Annotated in this window: 16 protein-coding genes; 5 read left to right on the top strand and 11 right to left on the bottom strand. The window is 53.0% G+C overall.

Annotated elements, in window-relative coordinates; all coding sequences use genetic code 11:
* Positions 1-263: 263 nt before the first annotated feature.
* The 6 genes from DWZ67_RS15055 to DWZ67_RS15080 all read right to left on the bottom strand — a co-directional run bounded on the left by DWZ67_RS15055 (position 264) and on the right by DWZ67_RS15080 (position 11,161).
* Positions 264-6,086 (bottom strand): N-6 DNA methylase, encoded by a 5,823-nt coding sequence (locus DWZ67_RS15055; RefSeq protein ID WP_073342373.1) that lies wholly within the window; start codon positions 6,084-6,086, stop codon positions 264-266.
* A complete protein-coding gene (locus DWZ67_RS15060; protein ID WP_073342369.1) occupies positions 6,076-6,528 on the bottom strand; it encodes a DUF1896 domain-containing protein in 453 nt (150 codons plus the stop codon). Before DWZ67_RS15060 ends, DWZ67_RS15055 begins: the two co-directional genes overlap by 11 nt.
* Positions 6,529-6,691: 163 nt before the next feature.
* On the bottom strand, positions 6,692-8,782 hold the full coding sequence (locus DWZ67_RS15065; protein ID WP_073342366.1) for a type IA DNA topoisomerase: 2,091 nt from the start codon (positions 8,780-8,782) through the stop codon (positions 6,692-6,694).
* A gap of 59 nt (positions 8,783-8,841) precedes the next feature.
* Positions 8,842-10,431, bottom strand: coding sequence for a DUF4099 domain-containing protein (locus DWZ67_RS15070; RefSeq protein WP_073342363.1), 1,590 nt, complete (start codon positions 10,429-10,431; stop codon positions 8,842-8,844).
* Between the two features lie 19 nt (positions 10,432-10,450).
* Positions 10,451-10,801 carry a helix-turn-helix domain-containing protein gene (locus DWZ67_RS15075; RefSeq protein ID WP_073342361.1) on the bottom strand — a complete coding sequence of 117 codons (351 nt, stop codon included), beginning with the start codon at positions 10,799-10,801 and terminating at the stop codon, positions 10,451-10,453.
* 3 nt (positions 10,802-10,804) lie between these two features.
* Entirely contained in the window at positions 10,805-11,161 is a 357-nt protein-coding gene (locus DWZ67_RS15080) for a helix-turn-helix domain-containing protein (RefSeq protein ID WP_073342358.1), read from the bottom strand.
* A gap of 208 nt (positions 11,162-11,369) precedes the next feature.
* On the opposite strand from DWZ67_RS15080, the gene DWZ67_RS15085 reads away from it, so the two are divergent.
* Both DWZ67_RS15085 and DWZ67_RS15090 read left to right on the top strand, forming a co-directional pair.
* On the top strand, positions 11,370-11,663 hold the full coding sequence (locus tag DWZ67_RS15085; protein WP_032535412.1) for a helix-turn-helix domain-containing protein: 294 nt from the start codon (positions 11,370-11,372) through the stop codon (positions 11,661-11,663).
* 40 nt (positions 11,664-11,703) lie between these two features.
* Positions 11,704-12,009 carry a helix-turn-helix domain-containing protein gene (locus DWZ67_RS15090; RefSeq protein ID WP_073342752.1) on the top strand — a complete coding sequence of 102 codons (306 nt, stop codon included), beginning with the start codon at positions 11,704-11,706 and terminating at the stop codon, positions 12,007-12,009.
* 76 nt (positions 12,010-12,085) lie between these two features.
* Here the strand turns inward: DWZ67_RS15090 and DWZ67_RS15095 are convergent, their stop codons facing one another.
* From DWZ67_RS15095 to DWZ67_RS15115, 4 genes are all read right to left on the bottom strand, one after another.
* On the bottom strand, positions 12,086-12,448 hold the full coding sequence (locus DWZ67_RS15095; protein WP_073342355.1) for a RhuM protein: 363 nt from the start codon (positions 12,446-12,448) through the stop codon (positions 12,086-12,088).
* A gap of 13 nt (positions 12,449-12,461) precedes the next feature.
* Positions 12,462-13,697, bottom strand: a complete 1,236-nt coding sequence (locus DWZ67_RS15100; RefSeq protein WP_073342353.1) for a site-specific integrase — start codon at positions 13,695-13,697, stop codon at positions 12,462-12,464.
* A gap of 732 nt (positions 13,698-14,429) precedes the next feature.
* Positions 14,430-15,257 carry a hypothetical protein gene (locus tag DWZ67_RS15110; RefSeq protein ID WP_016274140.1) on the bottom strand — a complete coding sequence of 276 codons (828 nt, stop codon included), beginning with the start codon at positions 15,255-15,257 and terminating at the stop codon, positions 14,430-14,432.
* Between the two features lie 78 nt (positions 15,258-15,335).
* On the bottom strand, positions 15,336-16,754 hold the full coding sequence (locus tag DWZ67_RS15115; protein WP_120139235.1) for an ATP-dependent RecD-like DNA helicase: 1,419 nt from the start codon (positions 16,752-16,754) through the stop codon (positions 15,336-15,338).
* Between the two features lie 95 nt (positions 16,755-16,849).
* On the opposite strand from DWZ67_RS15115, the gene DWZ67_RS15120 reads away from it, so the two are divergent.
* Genes DWZ67_RS15120 through rsmD form a run of 3 tightly spaced genes read left to right on the top strand, consistent with a single transcriptional unit; the run spans position 16,850 to position 18,858 of the window.
* On the top strand, positions 16,850-17,536 hold the full coding sequence (locus tag DWZ67_RS15120; RefSeq protein WP_005824067.1) for a hypothetical protein: 687 nt from the start codon (positions 16,850-16,852) through the stop codon (positions 17,534-17,536).
* Positions 17,537-17,554: 18 nt separating this feature from the next.
* Positions 17,555-18,334 (top strand): DUF3822 family protein, encoded by a 780-nt coding sequence (locus DWZ67_RS15125; RefSeq protein ID WP_120130060.1) that lies wholly within the window; start codon positions 17,555-17,557, stop codon positions 18,332-18,334.
* Positions 18,325-18,858 carry a 16S rRNA (guanine(966)-N(2))-methyltransferase RsmD gene (rsmD, locus tag DWZ67_RS15130; RefSeq protein ID WP_005824070.1) on the top strand — a complete coding sequence of 178 codons (534 nt, stop codon included), beginning with the start codon at positions 18,325-18,327 and terminating at the stop codon, positions 18,856-18,858. Before DWZ67_RS15125 ends, rsmD begins: the two co-directional genes overlap by 10 nt.
* 60 nt (positions 18,859-18,918) lie before the next feature.
* On the opposite strand, the gene cls is transcribed toward rsmD, so the two are convergent.
* Positions 18,919-20,358, bottom strand: a complete 1,440-nt coding sequence (gene cls, locus DWZ67_RS15135; RefSeq protein ID WP_016274143.1) for a cardiolipin synthase — start codon at positions 20,356-20,358, stop codon at positions 18,919-18,921.
* Between the last annotated feature and the right edge of the window lie 96 nt (positions 20,359-20,454).

Here is a 20,454-nt window from a genome sequence, read left to right on the forward strand (position 1 = left end):
GTTGCTTATCAAATTCAGCCTCTTTGAGGGTCAAATATGGTTTTGCAAATGGTGACTGACAAGACATAAACAAGGTCAGCAGGATTTTTTACATAAATGGACATGAATGTATATAACCTAAAATAAGAATAAATTTTAATAAGGGCTGCCCAAAAAGAAAAAAAATGCAGTTGCCATCCTACAGATACTTGCAGAAAGGATAAAATTTACTTTTAGACCTTTTGGGATAGCCCTTATTAATACTTCAGATAAAATTCCTAAGGTTATATTTTCAATCCTTTGGACCGGGTTTCCTCCTTGGCATACAGCCCCGGATGCCCAGTTATGGTGTGATTGGCGATAATACTTTCCGATGGATTGCGTATTTGCGGTGATGTATCTTCGGGATATTGCCTGATACCGTTTCGCACACCTTTCGCTTCCGGTTTGACCTGTTGCCCTTCATGCTCCTTTTCGGTGATTTCGGGTGTAGGCGGCGCAAGTTCCAGCTGTATCTTGCGGTCAAGGGCGGCAAGTTCGGACTTCAACTGTTTCAGTTCTTCCTCCTTCTTCCACACCTTGCCTGCTATCTCCTGCAACTGCGGTATCTCACGTTCCAAGACCTCATTCTTCGCTTTATACTGGTCGATGATGGAGGGGATTCTCTCAATCGCGTTGAGGAAGTTGCGGGCGGCGGCCAACGGGTCAGCCAGCGCCAGATGCCCGTTGTTGTAGGTGTACTTGTAGTTCCCCTCGACCACGAAGCGGTTGTCGGTAAACTCCAATCCCTCTTTGAGTATCCTTTCGCTGACCACCTTTATCGGGAAACCGTAAAACTCTCCAACCTGCGTGTACAACCCTCCGGTCGTGGCATTCTTGGCTATCTCCTGCAAACGCTTTCCGATGACTTTCTCATCGGCGGAATCCACTCCGTCCACCTTTATTATATTAAGGTGATTGCCCTCCTTGTCGGTCTGCACCACAGAGAGGAAGCGGTTCCAGTCCTCCGTCATGGCATCTATGAAAGCTGTGTTGTTGCCCAGCTCGCGGGTCTTCGATTCCAGCTTGAACTCCGAATCACGCTTGCCCTTGTTGAACGACTTGCGTTCCCCTTCGAGCGAGGCGATACGTTTTTCCAGTTTCGCCTTGTCCAAAAGGTCGGTATTGCCGGATAGTAACGCCATGTACTCCGAAAAGTTCATGCCCGATTTCTCGTCCATAGCACCCTCGTCGATGGTACGCGCGCCCATCGCCCCGCTTTTGAGCTGCGAGATGAACGTCTGCTTGCAGTGCAGCAGGTTGAACTTGTAGCTGTCCAGTGACTTTTCCACCGCATAGATGATGACATCCACGTTGTTCCCGGCAAAATGCTTGGCAATCTCGTTGCCTGCTCTAACTCCCCGTCCGTCACGCTGTTGCAGGTCGGACGGTCGCCAAGGCGTATCCAAATGATGGATGGCGACACACCTTTTTTGTGCGTTCACACCCGTTCCGAGCATGGAGGTGGAGCCGAACAGCACACGCACCGTCCCGGCGTTCATGGCATCTATCACCGCCTTCCGAGCCTTGTCGGTCTTGCACTCCTGAATGAAGCGCACCTCGCTTGGCGGTATGCCGTAGTCCTCCGTCAGTTTGCGCTTGATTTCCGAATAGACGTTCCACCCATCGCCCGGCTGGTAAGTCCCCAAGTCAGAGAAAACGAACTGCGTGCCTTTCTGCGCGTCGTATTTTTGATAATACTCCGCGATTATTTTGGCACAGTGGCTCGCCTTGTTGTCGGGGTGGTCTTCGTAATGCGGGTCTATCATGCGCATGTCGAGTGCCATCTTCCGGGCATAGTCCGTGGCGATAAGCATCTTCGCCTTTTCCTCCGTTTCCGAAAGCGGCAGTCTGCCCAACAGGGTGGCGTCGCCCGTCTTGGCGAATTGCATCAGCTTCTGTATGAAGTCCTCCTGCTCCGGCGTGGGCGGTATGTGGTGCAGTATCTCGTTTTTGTTGGGACGGTCCACGCCCACATCCTCCGCCGTGCGGTAGTCCGTGATTTCATTATAGAAGGCGGCAAGCTCCGGCACTTTGATGAAGTAGCGGAAACGCTCCTTCTGCACCACGTTGTTCGTCACGTTGAACTCAAAATCCGTTGTCTTCTTGGCAAATATCGCCGACCACGCATCAAAACATCGAATGTCCTGCCGTTCCAGCTCCTTCGGGCGCAGGTACTTGAACAGCAGGTACAGCTCAGTCAGCGAGTTGCTGATAGTCGTGCCGGAGAGGAAGGTCGCCCCCAAGTCCTTGCCCGTGCGCTCCTGTATGGTGCGGATAGCAAAGAGCATGTTCAGTGCCTTCTGGCTTCCCTCGCTGTTCCCCAATCCCGCCACACGGTCGTGGCGCGTGTTGAAAGTCAGATTCTTGAACTGGTGCGATTCATCAATGAAAATGTGGTCGATGCCCATCTGCTTGAAGTCCACCACGTCGTCCGTGCGTGACTTTATGGCGTGTTCCACCTTCTCCAATTTCGCTTCAAGGTTATGCTTGCGCTTCTCCAGACCTTTCAGCATCGCCCGCGATACGTTCTTTCCCTGCTGGCGCAGCACTTCGAGGTTTTCCTCCACCGTGTCAAGCTCCGCTTGCAGGATGCGCTGCTGCAACTCCGGCGACTGCGGTATCTTGCCGAACTGGTCGTGCGACATAATGACACAATCGTAGTCGTTGTTCTTGATGTTGTTGAAGAAACGCACGCGGTTGGCGGTCGAAAAGTCTTTCTCCGAAGCGTACAGAATCCTCGCGTTGGGATATGCCGCTTGATAGGTGGCGGCAATCTCCGCAACATTGGCTTTCAGCCCGATAATCATCGGCTTGTGCGCCAAGTTCAGACGCTTCATTTCATGCGCGGCGATGCACATTATCAGCGTCTTGCCGGTTCCAACCTCGTGGTCACAAATTCCGCCGCCGTTCTGTTTCAGCATCCAGACGCAATCCATCTGCGAGGGATAGACGCTCCTGATGCCCCGGCTTGCCAGCCCTTTCAGATTGAGGTCGGGAAAAGTCTGATGCGAGCCGTCATACTTCGGGCGCACGAAACAGTTGAACTTGCGGTTATACATCGTCGTCAGCCGCTCCTTGAACTGTGGCGACTGCTCTTCGAGCCATTCGGAGAAGCCGTTTCGTATCTCGTCAATCTTGGCGTTGGCGAGCTGTATTCCCTCGCTGTCGCGCACCTTGATGTCGTTGCCATGCTCGTCCCTGCCGATGGACTTCATCATGTCGGGACAGGTGTTGTGCAGGGCGTGTTTCAGAAGGTGCATGCCGTCATAGTTCCGGTAATAGCCCTTCACTAAAAACTCGTCCGTGATTTTCATGGTGCGGTAGCCGCACGCCACCGAAAACTCGTCCATGCTTGCGGAGTAGGCGATTTTCACGTCCGTGTCGAAAAGGTGGCTCATATAAGCAGCGTACACGCCCGTCGGAATCCAGCGTTCCCCGAAGTTGAAGTCAAGGTCCTCAAAGGAGATGCGTTGCGGCTCGGCTTCTTTCAGAGCCTCCAACGCCTGCTTCACTTCCGGCATACGTCCGTTTTCAGGGTTGTCGCCCATCCATGCCTTGATGCGCTCCGCCTTCTCTATCACGTTCCCGGCGATGAACCTGTCCTTTATCTCGTAACCGGTTACGAGCGGGTTGTAGAAGATGCGTCCTTTGAGGGCGTCAAGCAATCCCTCCTCCGTGCTGTCGGTTATCTCCCGCATATAATCAAGATTGACCGTGCCGAACTTGTTGAGCGATGCGGATAACGCCTCTTCGGGAGAGCTGACGTTGGCATGGCTCTCCACCGAGAAAGAAACGGGACGCTCGAAAATATCCGCCTTGACGAACCTGCCGTCCTCCGCCCGTTCCAGCGAAAGGATGTCGCGTCCTCCTGCATCCATCATCACCAGTTTCACGTTCTGCTTGGCGTTGAGGTTGCCGTAGCGCATGACAAACTCATCGTAGCAGGTGTTCAACGCTCCGCGTTGCGCAGACCCTTCATCGTGGTACTCCGCCTCGTAGCGGTAAAGCCGCTCGTATGAATCACGGAGTGACACATACAACATCGCTTTCTCCTTCTGGTAGCCGGTCAGGTCAAGCGGTTGGAATGTCGCGCCGTAAAGCGTGAGGTCTTTCAAATAGCCGAGATTGCGTGACGCATCCAGTACCATAGAGCCGTCACGGTAGTGCGGCTCCAGCAGACCGTTGAACGGACGGGGAGAAAGGTAGAGAGGTTCCTCCTTCGGTTTTTCCGCTTCCATTTCGGGGAAAAGGGAGGTTGCAGCCGTTTCCGTTGCGGGAGCGGCAGGATTGGCGGCAATTTCCGGCTGTGTTTTGGGTCGCCGTGTTTCCTGCTCCGGTGCGGCTTTCACGCCCGTGACATGCTGCCGTTTCTCCTGATGCTGTGCCGCCAGCCTGCGAAGCTCCTTGCGTCGCTCCGGCGTGAGGTCCATCATCATTTCATAGAAGCCGTTGATGGGCGGGTTGGTATCCCAATCCAAAGTGGCGTAAATATCATCCGGATCGGCTTTGGCTGCGACACTCACCGACTTTGTTTCATGGCTGTCCCTGTTCTCCGTCAGCAGTGCGGCAGACGGCGGCGGTGCGGTCGTAACCTTCGGCGTAACCTGCGCCTGCGGTTTGGGGGACATACGCCTTGCCGTGCTTTCCTTTCTCGCTGTCTTTTTCTTCTTGGCGGGTGCTTCCTGCTTGCGGACTTCCTCGGTCATGCCCCAAAGGTCGAGCAGGGAGAGCTGCACGCCTGCTGAATAATCGGGGCGGCGCGGCTCTATCTCCGGCTTTTCTTCCTCCGGCTGCGGTGTTACCGCTTCGGGCTTCACTGCCATTTCTGTAAGAGGCTGTATTTCAGGAGTGACAACCGGTGTGAAAATGGGTTCCGTCACTGTGTTTTTTACCTGTGCCGGATGCAGGTTGTGCATTTCATATAGTTCTATGTCTAACTGGGGTAACTCAATATTCAGATGTTCCCGCAAGTCATCCGCCATTTGTCCGATGCCGCCCCGGTGTATAAGTTGATAGGCAGGTTTGCCATAAGGGTCTGTGCCTCTGATTAAATCTGTATTGGAAAGAGAACTGATGCTCCATACATACCCGTTTACAGAAGTGCCGATAGGGGTCTGTTCGGTCTGCATGAAAAGTTTCTCGTTATAATACAGCTCCCCATTCTTGCCGCTGTTCTTTTGAAGGATAATAAGGTCGCTGCCCACTTCCGTACCCGCGTTGTCCGTGAAAAGGTTGTTCGGCAGGCGTGCGACACCCACCAGATTGGCATTACGCATCATATACTCGCGTATGGGTGCGTTGGACGGTGCGTCCAGCACCCCCTGCGAGGTGATGAACGCCACGATGCCGCCCTCACGCACCGCGTCAAGGCTTTTCAGGAAGAAATAGTTGTGTATTGCCTTCGGTGCGGAACGCCTTGCGGGGTCTTGGCTTCCCGTAAACTCCGGGTCGAACACAGCCACGTCACCGAACGGGATGTTCGATATTGCCAGATCGAAATAGTCCGTGAAGGGCTTCTCTATCTTCTCGAATCCCTGCACCCTTACCTTTTGGTCGGGATGCAGGTGTCCCAATATCTTGCCCGTCATCAGGTCTTTCTCGAAAGCCATGATGTCCGCGTCCGGCTTGTTTTCCAGCACGGCATCCACGAATGCGCCCACACCCGCCGACGGCTCCAGCACACGGTCGGGACGTATGCCGTGTTCATGCAGTACATCCGCGATAGTGCCGGTTATCTCCGGCGGGGTGTAGAAAGCGGTCAGCACGGACTGCTTCATGGCATCCACGTACCGCTTGTACTCCGTTTCGTCCTTGCTGTGTTCACGCACCAGCCTGTACAGCTCCACCGTCGGGGCGAACAGTTCGAGGTCAGATTTCGCCCAATGCACGGCATCCGTCAGTTCCTTTGCCGGGTTCAGTATGCACTTCAACCCGCCGAAACCGCAATACTTCCGAAGTATGGCTTGTTCCTCGGCGGTTGCCGTCCTCCGTTCCCTCTCAAGGATGAATGCCGTCCGTATCGCCTCGATGTTGTCCCGCAGCCGTTGTTTGCGGTTAAACGCCATACTCGTCGATATAAAGGACGACGGCTCCCGTCAGCTCCGTATAGAGCAGGTCGTATTCGGGCGACAGGGCGAAGTTGTCGTCCGAAAGGTCATAGACGGAGAATACATTACCGACAGGCGGCAGCAGTTTTCGGATGAAGGCTTCGCGTTTCTTTTCCGGCACTTCACCGGCAAACTCGTTTTCCACGACTTCGCGGAGGATGGCGTACTTGGAATAGCGAAGCCCCCGCAGGAGCGTGTCCATCGCCAACTCCTGCGCCCCTTCGGGCGGATAGCCTTCGAGCCGCGAACGCTCATACGTTTCGGCGGCACGGTCGGCACGCTCCCGGATGAAGGCATCGTCGGAAGCCTGTTCAAACTTGTTTGTGCGGAGGTAGTCCAGCAGGTACAGACCGTAATAGGAAAAGTCGGTCTGACCCTCGTTTTTCTTCTTGTTGTTCATTACTTTGGAATTTAGTGGATTGGTAATGACGGGGATAATCGTCTGGAAAGGAGAAAGAAAAGGCACTCGGTATCCCTCCGAGTGCCACCACTAAATCCAAAGTATGAGTGTAATCCGATATCGAAGAACAATTCATTACTCTGAACCAGTGGCAAAGTTAATACTATTTCTTCCGTCCTGAAAATTTCCTGCTCGTTTTCCTTTCGGGGAACACGAAAGTCGTGTTATAGTCCCCGTCAAAGGCGACTATGGCGTCGAAGCTCTTGCCCTGCTTGCTCTTGAAGCCTTTGAGCAGCTTCGTATGCCCGTCGGTGAGCAGTTCTTTGATCTCGTCGTCGGAAAGGGTGCGGTTCGCTTTTAGGCGGAACACGGGCAGCCCACACTCCGCGTTGTCGCAGCGTACCACCTTGCCGTAGAACTGCATGTTGCCCGTCCCACACTTGGGACACTTGCAGCCGGAATCCCTGCGGGAGAACAGTTTGTCGCACGAGAGCAGTTCGGAGGTGATTTCGCGTGTGTACGCCTCTATCTCCCTGCGGAAGGTGTCGGCTGGCAGCTCCCCGCGCTCGATGCGTGCCAGATTCTTCTCCCATTCGCCCGTCATGGCTACGTCGGCGATGCGCATCGTCTTCACGACCGAGTAGAGGGCAAGCCCTTTTTCAGTCGGCACAAGCGACTTCTTGCAGCGTTCCATGTATCCGCGCTTGAAGAGCGTTTCGATAATCGCCGCACGGGTGGCGGGCGTGCCGATGCCGCAGTCCTTCAACGCCTGACGGAGTGCGTCGTCCTCTATGTCCTTGCCCGCCGTTTCCATAGCGGACAACAATGTCGCTTCGGTATGCAGCGGCTTGGGTTTGGTCTTGCCTTCCGTGATGGAGCAGCCTTTCAGCGTCAGCGTGTCGCCTTCCTCCCAACCGGGGATGGCGGTTTCCTCCTTGTCCTCCTCGCCATAGACGGCACGCCATCCGGCTTGCCTGATGACGCTACCTTTCACCGTGAACTCCACTCCGGCACACTCTGCCGTGACGGTGGCGGTATCCTTGACGCATTTCTCGGAAAACGCCTCGATCATGCGTCCGGCAACCATCTGATAGACGGTGCTGTCCTCTTTGGAGAGGAACAGCGGCTTCTCGCCCGTGACGAGCAGGGCGTGGTGGTCTGTCACCTTGCTACCGTCCACGCTTCTGCGTGTCGGTACGGCTTTCGGCTGCACCTTGCCTTTCCATTCGGGCAAAGCCCCGATGAAGGCGAGCAGCTTGGGGATTTCGGCGAACACGTCTTCGGGAATGTAGCGGCTTCCGGTTCTCGGATAGGTGATGAGCTTCTTCTCGTAGAGCTTCTGCGCGATTTCAAGCGTCTGTTCCGCCGTGAAGCCGTGCTTGGCGTTGGCTTCCTTCTGGAGCGTGGTCAAGTCGTACAGGAGCGGTGTTTCCTCCGTCTTCTCCTTGCGTTCGGCTTTCGTGACAGTGGCTGTGCCTGCCGACTTCACCTTATTATACAGTTCCGTCGCGGGCTCTTTCTCTTTCCATTTTTCGGAAGATGAAAACTTCACCGTTCCTTCATCGCAGCCGTCCGTCGCGATATGGAGCTGCCAGAAGGCTTCGGGGCTAAAGCGGCGGTTCTCCCAATAGCGTGCGCACACCATCGCCAATGTAGGTGTCTGCACCCGTCCGACGGAATATGTGCCGTGTCCGGCGGCGATGGAAAGTGCCTGCGTGCCGTTGATGCCCACAAGCCAGTCTGATTCGCTCCTTGCTTTGGCGGCAAGATAGAGGTTGTCGTATTTGCCGCCCGCTTCGAGGTTGCGCAGTCCCTCGCGGATAGCCTTATCTGTAAGCGAGCTTATCCAGAGGCGGACGAACGGGGTGGTGCATCCGGTATAATGGTAGAGGTAGCGGAAGATAAGCTCACCCTCGCGTCCTGCATCGGTCGCCACGATAATCTGTTCGCTTTCCTTGAATAGTCGGGCTACGGTCTTGATCTGCGTCACCACGCCGCTGTCGGGCTTGTAGCCCTTCTCCGTCTTTACCTGACGGGGGACGAGCGTGAAGGTGTCGGGGATGACGGGCAGGTTGTCACGGACGAAGCCGCGTATGCCGTAGCCGTCGGGCATGGCAAGCTGCACGAGGTGTCCGAACGCCCATGTCACGGCGTAGCCGCCTCCCTCGAAATATCCTTCCTCTCTCTTTGTCGCGCCCACGATGCGGGCGATCTCACGTGCCACAGACGGCTTTTCTGCAATGATTGTCTTCATATTTTTCTGTCGTTTTGAATTTTACAAATGTTACTTCGGATTTAGTGGCGGACACTGGATTACATCTTCATGCCCTTGCCCGTTTTCTTCTGCGGCTTCTCCTGCTGCTGTTGCTGTGCGGTGTCCTTCGGGGCGGTCTGTCCCTTTCGCAACGGCTCCTTCAGGTTCTTGGTAGCCTCGTTGGTCTTGCCCTCGCTGTTCACCGCCACCTGCGTGCGGCTCTCGTTGGAAGACGCGACCTTCTGCGCGTTGTCTGGATTGGTGTCGTAGCGGTACGGGCGTCCCTTTTCCGGGTTGAACTTGATGTACATCGTGGCGTGGAAGCCCTGCTTGTCGGTCACGTTCTCCAGTTTCACGGCTTTGCCCGCCACGTAGTCGGCTTTCTGCTGTTCGGTGAAGTCCACGCCGCTCCATTTGCTGATGGGGCGGATGCTGCCGTCGGCGTTCGTCCACGTGTTGCGGCGTTGCTCCTTGTTCGTGCCCCCGGCATTCTCCGTACCCTGCGCCTGTCCTTGTGCGGGGTTGTTCTTCGTTTCCTGCGTTTGGGCGGTACGGGGCGACCTGCCGGTTCCCGGCACGAACTCCACGCCGCGCTGTTCCACATTCACTTGCAGGGTGGTGACGAACTTCCTGCCGTCCTTGCGCTCGATGAGCTTGTCGCGCACGGGTAGCCCGGCACGCAGCATGCCCTGCTCCTGCTTGGTGATTTCCGTCTTGCCGATGCGCTCCGGTATGCGCACCTTGCTGGCCGGGACATCCGTGATTTCGTTCGTCTTGCGGTCGATGCTGACGAACGAGGGGATGATCTCGCCCGTTTCCCTGTCCACGAGGTCCACGACCCTGCCGAGGTTGCCCGTTTCGCGCAGGTTCTTACGGTCTTCGTCGGAGAACTTGTGTTCCTTGTACTCGTCGAGCTTCTGCTCCTTGCGGATGAAGTGCGGCACAAGGCTGACATTGCCCTCGCCGTCCTTCTTGAAGGAGAGGCGGGCGTCCAGCTCGAAAGCCTCTCCGCCGAAATTGGGCGACACCCTCACCAAGTCGGACTTGCCGTAGTTGAGCATCCTGTCAAGGTCGCCCGACTTTTCAAGGTCGTCGCGCTTCACGCCCCATTTCTCCTCCAACTCCTGCCAGTTGATCTTGCTCTCGTCGATGGGCCGGTAGCCCCGGTTGCCCTGCGTCTGCTGCGGGCTTTCCTGATTCTGTTCGTTTTTCTGTTCCAGTTCTTCCTGTTTTTTAGGTTCGTCATCTTGTTTCTGTTCCGGTTGTTCCTGCTTTTCGGCGGACTGCTCCTCCTGTACTTTCTTTTCGTAGCCGGAGGTGTCCACCTTGTGGGGCGCAAGCAGTTCCTTGTTGCCGTCGGGGTCTTTCAGCAAGTCCTTGATAACCTCCAGCAGTTTGTCGGCTTGATCCGCCGCGACACGGTAGAAACCGAAGCGGCTGGGTTCCTTGCACTGCCGGAAGAAGTTCTTGAAGAAGTTGTCCAGCACGTCGCCGTGCCGGTCGAATTGCAGGAAACTCTGCGAGTTCTCCGCTTTCGCGGGGATGCGCTTGGGGAAGCCGTCGGCGTTCAGCCCGGCTACCACGCTGATTTCGCCCGTCTTCTCGTCACGGACAACCAGCACGTCCTTTTCGTCTTTTTTCTTTGCCATCTGAAAAATGTTTTAATGGTTATTTTTGAAAGAAATTATGGATACGAGCCTTGTAGAAGGCTATGTCTTCCTTGCGGAAATCCTTTACATGTTCGGAGAGGAACGTCAGCACGTCCGCCTCGCTGTAATAGGTCTTTTTGCCGAGCGTCTTGTAGGGCAATGCGCCGATGCTGCGGTAGCGTTGCAGGGTGCGCTTGCTGATCTGGAGCAGCATGCACAGGTCTTGGTTGTCGAAAAGCCTGATCCCTTCCATCGGGTTCGGGGCTTTGCCGGACGGCTGCATGGATAGCAGCATCTCGTCCTGACGGTCGAGCCGTTCCATCACCTTCTGCATCCAGTTCTCGAAATTGTTGCGGGTAAGCAGTTCCATGTCCTACGTCCTCCTTCCTTTGGGTCTGCCGCCCGTGCGCAGCGTGTGGTTGCGTTTCATCTGTTCCGGTGTCGCGGCATCTCCCGTGACGGTGCTGTCTTCGAGCAGGCGGTCGATTTCCGACTGCCGATAGCGGCACTTGCCGCGCAGCACGACATAGGCGATGCGCTGTTCGCTGCGCATGCGCTGGAGGGTGCGGCAACTCACGTTCAGCAGGTGCGCCGCCTCGCGGGTGGTGAGCAGCCTGTCGGGAGCTTCTTCCTTTCTCCCGCCGGAAACGGCACGCACGTGTGCCGCTATCTCGGCTATCTGTTCCGTCAATGCGGTGAAGGCGGAACTTTCCATCGTTATCACTTTCATATTCAGTCCTTTCTTTTGGTTTCTGCGGCAAAATTCGGCAATAAACCAAAGGGGCTTTAACAGCTCACTACGTGGCTCACGTAAGATTTTTACGGATAATGGCTCCGTAAACCGGACAGACGGCGCAACAAGCTGCCTTTTAGCGGGAAACGGCACGTGTGCAAGGCGGCTTCGTTACCTTTGCGGCAAACTCTGAAATGTTTTGCTTATGGAAATAGTATCTATCGAGAAAAAGACCTTCGAGATGATGGTGGCGTCCTTCAACGCCCTCGCGGAGAAGGTAGCCGCCCTGAGGCGCAGGAGCGACGGCGGGCGGATGGAAAGGTGGCTCACGGGCGAGGAGGTCTGTGGGCAGTTGAGGATCAGCCCGCGCACGTTGCAGACCTTGCGTGACAGGCGGCTTATCGGCTACTCGCAGATTAACCGCAGGTTCTATTACAAGCCGGAGGAGGTCAAAAGGCTCATTCCGCTTGTCGGCACGCTCTATCCCGGCGGAAAATGATTTGATTTTTTATTATTCACAACCCACTGAATCCGAAATGATGATGAACGAGAACAATGAAGTGTTTACGATGGAGGACGAGCCGCTTGCCTCCGTCGTGCAGAACATGCGCAAAGGCTCGAAATGGCTTTCCGCCTTTCTGGAAAGTTACCGTCCGCCGCTGGATGGGGAGCGTTACCTGACGGACAGGGAGGTGGCGGAACTGCTCCGTGTCAGCCGCCGCACCTTGCAGGAGTACCGCAACAACAGGGTGCTGCCCTTTATCCTTTTGGGAGGAAAGGTGCTTTACCCCGAATCGGGGTTGCGTGAGCTGCTGGAGGCGAACTACAGCAAGCCGATGGAATAAGGCGGCTGCATGAAAAAAGGGAACGGGCAACTCCATACGGGCTGTCCGTTTCCTTTATAATTATATGTATGTGTGTTTAGCAATACCCGGCTTTTCCGTTCTGTATGAACATCACGTATGCCTGCCGCTTTTCCTTCGTGAGTGCCTTGCCTACCAGCCACGTGCGGAACACGTGCGCATGGTAGGTGTTCAGCCGGAAGGCGACGGGGATGATGATTTCAAGCGAGTAAACATCCGCGTGCAGCCCGTTTTCAAGCCGCATGTAGCGGCACACCTCGTAGTCGTTCAGCACGTCCGGCTTGCGGACGGCTCTGATGGCGGCGTTCACTGCCGGGACGCCCGTGTGGAACAGCCCGGCGATTTCTGTGGCGGTCATCCATACCCCGTTACCGGTTACGCTGACCCTGTTGTCCTCTATGATGATGGTTCCTCGTGTCATGGCTTCTCTGTTTTTAGATGGTGCAACCTGCAAATTCCTCGATGCCGTTCAACCTTGCGGCAAGGTTCTCCATGTCTTGGTTGAGCTTCTCTTTGGTGATTTTTGCGTATATCTGCGTCGTTTTTATGCTCTTGTGTCCCAGCATGGAACTCACCGTTTCAATGGGTACGCCGTTGGAGAGGAACACCGTCGTAGCTGCCGTGTGGCGGCTCTGATGCCACGTGATATGCTTGGTGATGCCGCAACGCTTGGCAACGGAACGGATTCCGGCAAGGCACGTGTTGTAGTGGGGAACGGGGAAAATCCTGCCGTTCCCGCACAGTCCCCGGTATTTGTCGATGATGCGCTTTGCGATGTCGAGCAGGCGGATATTGGACACCACGCCCGTCTTCTGGCGGTTGATGTTTATCCACTCGTGTTCGTCGAAGTAGGTATGGATGTTCTCTTCCGTCAGGTTGCGCATGTCGGCGAACGACAAGCCCGTGAAGGCGCAGAACAGGTAGAGGTCGCGGTAAAGCTCCTGCTTGGCGTTTTTCAGCCTGCCCTCCATCAGCAGCCGGATTTCCTCTTTCGTCAGGAAACTGCGTGTGGTTTCCTCCTTCTTGATTTCGTACTCCCGGAACGGGTCGCGTGTGAGCCACTCGTTGTTGATGGCGATGAACACCATCGTCCGCAAGGGGCAGACATACAGCCACACGGTATTGGTGCAGCAGTGCTTGTCCGTGCGCAGGAACATCTCAAAGTCGGAGATGAAGGCGGGCGTAAGCTCTTTCAGTGCAATATCCTTCACGCGGTAGCGGATGGTGAGGAACTCTTGCAGGTGCTTGTAAACGGTCCTGTACTTCAAGAGCGTGCCTTTGGCTTTCATGCCGGCCTCCACCTGTTTCTCGTAGTCCTCGTTGTGCTGGCGGAACACCTGCATCAGCGTGTGGTAGCGGTGTTCCAGTCCGAGAAAGGCGTTCTTGACCTTCTCCGCCGTGACAAAGTTGTCACGCTCCATGATTTCCTGATAGTGTTTGTTGATACGCACACGCATCTTGTCGAGCATGCGGTTCGTTTCGAGTGCCGCCGAGCTTCTGCCCGTGACACGTCCCCCTTTGGTGTCCCACAGCTTGGGATCGACGGTCAGCTTGCAGCTGAACTGCGTCTGGCTGCCGTCCACCGTGATGCGTCCCATGACGGGTACTGTCCCGTCCTTTTTCACTACCTGACGCTTGAGGTAGTAGATTACTGAAAATGTACTCTTCATCGTCCTTAATTTTTTTAGGTTCAAAATTAGTTGGTGAAGAGTCCGGTGTCGGTACGCAAAACGGGGAGGAACGGCGCAATCTTTTTCCGTAACCGGATTTGTTGCGTGGGTTGTCAGTAACTCACTAATCCTTAACGTCTTGTTTCGCCATCCGTGTCCGTTTGTCGCCCTTTTGGGTATGGTTACGGACAAGTAACGTAGCGGCGTCCTGATTTGGCTTCAGCGGTGATTGCGATGGCTTCACGAATAATCGGAAGTACAACTGAAACCCCTGTAACTCAATTCTATCACTATATCTTTCCGCATTTCACTTTTTTGTAGTAACTTTGTAATGTCATTTTTTAGATATTTCAAATTTAAACTACCGGAAAAGGAGAAGCATTGCTTCTCCTTTTCTTTTTACCCTCCACGGCATTCCATTTGAAATGCCACATGCCGGCTCCCCAAACTCCACACCTTACCATCCTAAATGCCACACCTTAGCAAGTGAAATGGCTGGCATTTACCCTCCAAAGCCCTGGGGTTTCCGTGAAAAGCCCTAAGGTTTGGGACAGTGAAGTGGAGGGAACGGATGATTAGTCCAGAACAAACAGACAATGCATTCGAAGCAAACGAATGATGCATACAGAACAAACAGATGATGCGCAACAGAAACAAAAACGGGAAGCCTAAGCCTCCCGTCCGTTAATCTTTCGTAAATCTGCTCTTGACAAGATTTACACTAAAACGCCATCACTCCATCCGAACCGTAAACTTCTCGCGGTAAATAACCAGTACCCCCTCGGGCAACAAACCGGAAGAGCAGAAAGGCGTCACATTTTCTGCAAGTACACATTTAACCACACTGCTACCTTCATTCCCCGTGACAGTCCGTGTAAAGAGCCTCTGCTCTCCATTACAGGTAAACTGCCACAATGCGTATGTATCTCCGTCCTCATCTTCCACCGGAACCGTGTCATAACGTCCCACAAGAGGCTTGTCCTCTTTCCCCGTCCGGTAGATTTCCAATACACCTTTCTCCAAAAAATTGGAGCATTCCTTATCCGGCACCAATACATAATATCCGGTATTCTCCAACCAGGGACGGTTGGAAAGCTCCTCAGACACCTCGCCCAGCAGTTCCGTAGGCGCACCGTCGCTGATTCCATACTCAAAGCCCATCTTTGTCATTGTATATTGCCGGCGGCTTCTCACCGTAATGCGCAGCTGGGTGCTCTCACCGGAACCATCCATCACCTTCACAATCGTCTCCCCCTCTGCCAACGGATGAATCTTGATACGCTGATAACCGTTGACATCATCGGTAAAAGTCACGGAAGCCACCGACTCATGTTCATTGATTACACGATAGGAACCGTCGCCGCCGTCGATACCCAGCACCGTTTCCCCTTCTGTTTCCGAAAGATAGAATGAAAGGAAAGACACCAGATTGTCACATGTCCCAATCTGATAAATAGGCTCCACGCCTTCGAAAAGTACCATGCTCCGGTAATCGTCCTCGCAACCGGAAGTGGCGAACAGCAGCGCTATCAAGGCAAAGAGAGAGTATAGCTTCTTCATAATATTGTTCAGTTATCGTTGTTCTACCTACAAAAATACACAAAATACCGGAATACTGCATCGTTATCCCTCTCTTTTTCAAACTATTTGTTCTTTCGGATAGTTCACCAGGTAGAGCGTTCCCGTGGCACGGGTAAAGGCCGTGTAGAGCCAACGGAAGTAATCGGGCGTCAAATACTCGTCCGTCATATAGCCCTGGTCGAGGAATACATTCTTCCATTGCCCGCCCTGCGCCTTGTGGCAAGTCACGGCATAGGCATACTTCACTTGCAAGGCGTTGTAGTACGGGTCTGCCTTCATCTTCTTCATCCGCTCGCGCTTCACGGTGATGTCGGCATAATCTTCGAGGACGGAGTAGAAAAGCCGGTCGTTCTCTGCCTTGGGCAGCGCAGGCGAGTCGGTATGCAGCGTATCGAGCAGCATGTTCACTTCCAGTTCAAAGTCGTTATAGTCGGGAAAGACCAGCGTCACGTCTGCAAAGCGGAAGCCATACAGCTCTCGCGTACGGCGCACGCGGCGCACCACGGCAGTCTCACCGTTGGCAATGAAATCCATCTCTTTCTCCTTTTCCGTCCAGAAGTAGTTATTTTTCGCCACCATCAACAAATCACCGGTGTTTAATTCATCCTCACGCCAGAGAATCTGCGCACGGATGCCTTTGTTGTAGATGTTCGCCCTCTTGTTGGAGCGGCACACCACGATAGTTTCATCCAGCCCGTCATGGTCGTAGCAAGAGCTCAGCGTTTCTATCAGCTCATTTCCGGGCAGAACTTTAATGTCGGCAAACCCCGAAACCTTTATCTTCGGCAGGCTGTAGCAATCGTCTTCCGCTATCAACTGCCTCAGGCGGGTGGCATTCCACAAAATGCCCGACTGTTGCTCCTGACGCACCACCTGCGTCAAGTCCACCTCCACCACTTCCAGCCCGTAGCCTTTCAAGGCATCGGCAAAGAGGGCAGGACTCTGCTCCTCCCCCACTGGCGGCAGCTGTGCCGTATCGCCCATCAGCAGCAAACGGCATCCCTGGCCGGAATAGACAAACTGCACCAGGTCGTCCAGCAACCTGCCCGTGCCAAACATGGAACCGGACAGTCCCTCATTGGAAATCATCGAGGCCTCATCCACTATATAGAGAGTGTGAGTTGTCAAATTATCGTTCACAGAAAAATTGCTCAGCTCGTTGGAGAAAGATTGCTGTCTATAGATTTTTTTATGAATTGTAAACGCCGGATGCCCCGCATACGATGAAAAAACTTTTGCCGCCCGCCCGGTCGGTGCCAGCAATACCGACTTCTGTTGCAGCTTATCCAACGTCCGCACCAAGGCACCGACCAACGATGTTTTACCCGTCCCCGCATAACCACGAAGCATAAAAACCACCTCGCTACGAGGTGATAGAAGGAACTCCGATAAAGATTTTACAGCAATTTCTTGCTCAGGAGTTGGTTGGTAAGGAAAATTTTCCTTAATTTGCCTTTCTAAATAGTTATTTATCATTTTTGTAACAGAAAAAAGTAAAGGGAACTATCGTTTTTAAATTAATTTCTTTTATTTTTGCGGTGCGAATATAACAACTAAAAAACATATTTATCATGAAAACAGTATTTAATGTCATTTTAGGCTTATGTGCTTTGGTGCTAATTTATATTTGTTACACCAGCATTATGGGTCCTATCAACTTTGAAAAAGCAAAGAAGCACAGAGACGCAGCCGTCATTGCACGTCTGATTGACATCCGTAAAGCACAATTGGAATATCGTACTTTACATGACCAGCAATATACTGCAAGCTTCGACTCTCTGATTGACTTTGTTAAAAACCAGAAACTTCCGTTCATCTTCAAGCAAGGAGAACTGAACGATAAGCAGCTGGAAGACGGTCTGACTGAAAAGAAAGCCATCAACATCATCAATAAGGCAAAGAAGACAGGTAACTATGCTGACGTCAAGAAATGGGGATTGGAAAACTTCAAGCGTGACACTATGTGGGTAGCCGTATTGGATACTATCTTCCCGAAAGGCTTCAACCCCGATTCTATGAGATATGTTCCCTTCGGAAACGGTGCACAGTTCGAAATGGCCATCAAGAACGATACAGCTAAATCCGGTGCTCCTTTCTGTCTGCTCGAAGTGAAGACTCCGTACGAAGTTTATTTGAACGGTCTGGATGCACAAGAAATTGCCAACATCAAGGACGTACAAACCAAACTTGGCAAGTACTGCGGTCTGATGATTGGTAGCTTGGAAACAGCTAACAACAACGCCGGTAACTGGGAATAATCTCACCCCGACAAACGTATGATAGAAACGACTGATTTTAATAAATCGGAACAGTATACATTATCCATCCGTCTCAGTACGGATGGATTTTCTTTTTCTGTGTTCAACCCTTTGGGCGACGGCGAGTTCTCTTACTACGACCGTGCAGTGGACGAGTCCTTCTCCCTCACAGCCAATCTGAAACAGACCTTCCGCGAACTGGCATGGCTGGAACGCCCCTTCCGCCGTGTCAATGTGCTCATGGCAGACAAACGCTTCACGTTCATTCCCCTGGAGTTCTTCGAGGACGAACAAACGGAAATCATTTTCTATCACAACCATCCTAAACGGGAAAACGAAACCGTACAATACAACATACTGCATAAGAACAGCACTGTCGTACTGTTCGGCATGGATAAGAGTGCCTGCTCCTTCCTTCGCGAACAGTATCCCGATGTCAAGTTCTATTCCCAAGCCAGCCCCTTCATTGAGTTCTTCTCCTCAAAGAGCCGCTTGGGCAACAACCGGAAGATGTATGCACACTTGCGAAAAGATGCCGTAGACGTATACGGCTACGAGCGCGGACGCCTCCTTCTTGCCAATTCCTTTGAATGCAGAAGCACACCCGACCGTGTCTACTACCTATTATATATATGGAAACAACTCGGCTTCGAGCAGGAACGCGATGAGCTGCACCTGACCGGTGACCTAAACGACAAAGAACTGTTACTGCCCGAACTGCGAAAATTCATCCGGCAGGTATTCATCATGAATCCCGCCACTAATCTTGACCTGCAAGCCATAACCCTATGCGAGTAATCAGCGGAATATACAAAAGAAGACGTTTCGACGTGCCCCACTCCTTCAAGGCACGCCCCACCACAGACTTTGCCAAAGAGAATCTGTTCAATGTGCTCTCCAACTACATGGACTTTGAGGACGGCATCCGTGCCCTCGACCTATTTGCCGGTACGGGCAGCATCAGCATCGAGCTTGTGTCCAGAGGCTGCGACCAAGTAATCAGCGTGGAAAAAGACCGCGACCACTATGCCTTCATCTGCAAAATTATGCAGGAATTAAAGACGGACAAGTGCCTACCCATACGCGGTGACGTATTCAAATACCTCAAAAGCGGACGCGAGCAGTTCGACTTTATCTTTGCTGACCCTCCCTACGAGCTTGCCGGGCTGGAAACCTTGCCCGATCTCATCTTCGAGAACAACTTGCTGAAAGAAGACGGACTCTTCGTCTTGGAACACGGGAAGAAAAACAGTTTCGAGGAACATCCGCACTTTGTGGAGAGAAGGGTATACGGGAGCGTGAACTTCACGATATTTAAATGATGAATGAAGAATGGTACGATATGAATACACTTCAAGAAATTCTTCATTCATCATTCTTCATTATAACAGCGGCGCCATCAGCCGCACCACACTCTCTGCAGCCTTACGATACCAGGGGCGCTTCACCCAGTTCTTCAGGAATACTTGTACGCAGTCGCGCTGGTCTTGAAGGAAGATTTCGCGCATCTGAAGCGCTGTTTCTGTGTCATAGATGAAGGCATTCACCTCAAAGTTATGTTCAAAACTGCGGAAATCCACATTCGTAGAGCCTACCGTGGACAACTCATCATCCGAAACCATCAGTTTGGAGTGCAAGAAGCCTTTCTTATAGAAATAGACCTTGACTCCCGAATAGAGCACATCTGCCAGATAAGAGCAGGAACCCAGATGCGTCAAGCGGTTATCAGCACGCATGGGCAACATCAGACGCACATCGACACCTGACAAGGCGGCTGTCTGCATGGCAACAAGTACGGCTTCGGTGGGCAGGAAGTAGGGAGTCTGGATATAGAAATATTTCTTTGCGCTGGAAATGGATATGACGAGTCCCTGCATAATGTCTTTCCATGGGCCTACGGGCTCACTCGTTACAATCTGCGCCAAGGAAGTACCGCAGTTTTCTATTTTCGGGAAATAGCGGGTAGACGTAATCAGTGTACGGTCCACAAAGTACCAATCGAGTAGGAAGGCGGTCTGCAATCCGTGAACAGCCTTGCCCTCCAGCAGCAGATGTGTGTCCCGCCAGATGCCCCATGAGAATCCGCGCATATAGCGTTCGGCAAGATTCATCCCCCCCACAAAGCCGATATGCCCGTCAATGACAACTATTTTCCGATGATTACGATAGTTCACCTTACTGGTGAAAAGCGGAAAACGTACCTTCAGAAAACTGCGTACCTCAATACCGGCCTCGCGCATCTCTTCAAAAAAACGGTTGGGAACATGCCAGCAACCCACATCATCATAAATCACACGTACCTCTACCCCGGCACGCGCCTTTTCCATCAGGACATCACGCACCAAGCGCCCAATAGCATCGTCCTCAAAGATATAGAATTCCATGTGGATATGCTTCGTTGCTTTCCCCAGTTCGCGCAGCAGGGATTGCAGCATGGAGAGCCCCAGGGTATAGGCTTCCACCCGGTTTCCATCGAAGGGGAAAGCCTGGTTGGTATTACGGAACAAGGATATGAGACGACTGTAATTGATGGGAAGCGCACATGAGTCCTGCGCCAGATATTCCGCCATAGGTTTCTTCAACAAGCGGCTGTAACTCTTCTTCCCTATCATGCGCACACGGCGCTGACTACGCCCGAAGAAGAAGTAAAACACCAGTCCCACGATGGGAAGGAACATCAGTATCAGTATCCATGCCATGGTTTTCACCGGATTGCGGTTGTCGAGGATAATGATGACAATCGTTCCGATGATGGCACCGAAATAAACAATGTCGAAGGCTATCGTAGCAATCTGGCTGGCAATGAAGTTCCAATCAAGCATGTTCACAGACAATTAAGTGTGAAACAAATGTAGGAAAAACACAGAAACTTTCACCGGAGATTACAGAGATTAACATAAAAGTCCCTCTTCCCCCAA

It is taken from the genome of Bacteroides sp. AF34-31BH, from assembly GCF_003602795.1.
In the GTDB taxonomy this organism is placed as follows: Bacteria; Bacteroidota; Bacteroidia; order Bacteroidales; family Bacteroidaceae; genus Bacteroides; species Bacteroides uniformis.

Coding starts and splice junctions, on each gene's coding strand:
- DWZ67_RS15060 (WP_073342369.1), bottom strand. CDS start 6,528: ATGAACAACAAGAAGAAAAACGAGGGTCAGACCGACTTTTCCTATTAC.
- DWZ67_RS15085 (WP_032535412.1), top strand. CDS start 11,370: ATGGAAATAGTATCTATCGAGAAAAAGACCTTCGAGATGATGGTGGCG.
- DWZ67_RS15070 (WP_073342363.1), bottom strand. CDS start 10,431: ATGGCAAAGAAAAAAGACGAAAAGGACGTGCTGGTTGTCCGTGACGAG.
- DWZ67_RS15115 (WP_120139235.1), bottom strand. CDS start 16,754: ATGATAAATAACTATTTAGAAAGGCAAATTAAGGAAAATTTTCCTTAC.
- DWZ67_RS15090 (WP_073342752.1), top strand. CDS start 11,704: ATGATGAACGAGAACAATGAAGTGTTTACGATGGAGGACGAGCCGCTT.
- DWZ67_RS15065 (WP_073342366.1), bottom strand. CDS start 8,782: ATGAAGACAATCATTGCAGAAAAGCCGTCTGTGGCACGTGAGATCGCC.
- DWZ67_RS15095 (WP_073342355.1), bottom strand. CDS start 12,448: ATGACACGAGGAACCATCATCATAGAGGACAACAGGGTCAGCGTAACC.
- DWZ67_RS15120 (WP_005824067.1), top strand. CDS start 16,850: ATGAAAACAGTATTTAATGTCATTTTAGGCTTATGTGCTTTGGTGCTA.
- rsmD (WP_005824070.1), top strand. CDS start 18,325: ATGCGAGTAATCAGCGGAATATACAAAAGAAGACGTTTCGACGTGCCC.
- DWZ67_RS15080 (WP_073342358.1), bottom strand. CDS start 11,161: ATGAAAGTGATAACGATGGAAAGTTCCGCCTTCACCGCATTGACGGAA.
- DWZ67_RS15075 (WP_073342361.1), bottom strand. CDS start 10,801: ATGGAACTGCTTACCCGCAACAATTTCGAGAACTGGATGCAGAAGGTG.
- DWZ67_RS15125 (WP_120130060.1), top strand. CDS start 17,555: ATGATAGAAACGACTGATTTTAATAAATCGGAACAGTATACATTATCC.
- DWZ67_RS15100 (WP_073342353.1), bottom strand. CDS start 13,697: ATGAAGAGTACATTTTCAGTAATCTACTACCTCAAGCGTCAGGTAGTG.
- DWZ67_RS15055 (WP_073342373.1), bottom strand. CDS start 6,086: ATGGCGTTTAACCGCAAACAACGGCTGCGGGACAACATCGAGGCGATA.
- DWZ67_RS15110 (WP_016274140.1), bottom strand. CDS start 15,257: ATGAAGAAGCTATACTCTCTCTTTGCCTTGATAGCGCTGCTGTTCGCC.
- cls (WP_016274143.1), bottom strand. CDS start 20,358: ATGCTTGATTGGAACTTCATTGCCAGCCAGATTGCTACGATAGCCTTC.